Here is a 1250-nt window from a genome sequence, read left to right as displayed (position 1 = left end):
GCTGCAGTTGGATGTGGAAGCGGAAGCGGTGGTTTGACCATGCTTCACGTTTCCAGGGATTACGTTTCCATGCGTCACGTATCTACACGCCACGTTGTGCGCGTTGGATTGGTCGCTGCACTGTGCCTGCCCTGGCTCGCTCAGGCGCAGAGCCTGCTGGAGGTCTATGCCCAGGCGCGCACCGCCGACCCTGTGTTGGCCTTTGCCGACTCTCAACGCGGTGTGCAGCGCGAACTGGCCGTGCAAGCCCGCGCTGGTCTGCTGTCCCAGTGGTCGCTCCAGGCAAGTGACAGCACGGTCAACAACAATGGTTTGCGCAGTAGCGAGGTCACCAGCAACATCAGCCAGGTGCTGGTGGACCTGGGCCAGTTCAAACGTGTGCAGGCGGCCAACACCCTGGTCACGGCGCAAGACGCCAGCCTGCGCGCGGCCGAACAAGCCCTGTGTGCCCGCGTGGCCACCGCCTATTTTGGGGTTTTGTCGGCCCAGGCCGCGTTGACCACGGCCCAGGCCAATGAAGACGCGTTTGCCCAGCAGGTGGACCAGGCCCAGAAACGGTATGACTCGGGTTTGTCAGCCATGTTGGATGTCGACCAGGCACGCACCTACCACGCACTGGCCCGCGGCATCACGGTGCAGGCGTATGAAGCACTGCAAGACACACGCGGCGCACTGGCGCAAATCACCGGCCAGGCCCCGGGCAACCTGCACCCACTCGCCGCACAACTCCAGGCCAGCCTACCAACCCCGCAGGACGCCAGTGCCTGGGTCGCCCAGGCGCTGCAAAACAACGCCACACTGCAAGCCCAGCAACTGCAACTGGAGGCCAGTGAACAGGGTATTGGCGCAGCACGTGCCGGCCATTTGCCCACTCTGGGTCTGGCCCTGGACAGCCAGCTTCTGAGCGGGAATGGCGCCACCGGTGCGGACTCCGGGCGCTTCAACACCACGCTGGCACTGCGCTTGACCCTGCCCTTGTTTGCAGGTGGCAGGGCGCAATCACAAACGCGCCAGGCGATACACCAGCGTGATGCTGCGATCCAAACGCTGGAGAGCGTCAAACGCAGCGTGGTGCGTGAAACCCAGGCGCAGTACCAGGCTGTGCTGGCAGGTGTGGCCATGATGGAGAGCAGCGGTGCCGCCGTGGCTGCCGCCAATCGCGCGCTCGCCGCCACGCGCACCGGCCAGGCCCTGGGCACCCGTGGCATGACCGATTTGCTGCTGGCCATCCAGACCCAGGCCGCCGCCCA

The 1250-nt window shown here is 65.1% G+C and carries 1 protein-coding gene; it reads left to right on the top strand.

Translation table 11 applies throughout. The annotated features are described in order from the left end of the window. Positions 1–69 precede the first annotated feature (69 nt). Positions 70–1250 (top strand): TolC family protein (locus tag AC097P_RS24160; RefSeq protein WP_479612963.1); only part of this gene is annotated, 1181 nt, incomplete at its 3' end.

Source organism: Rhodoferax sp. ZS1R8, from assembly GCF_056521325.1.
Note: the sequence above shows the minus strand (reverse complement) of the source record. Positions and strands in the feature narration are given on the sequence as shown.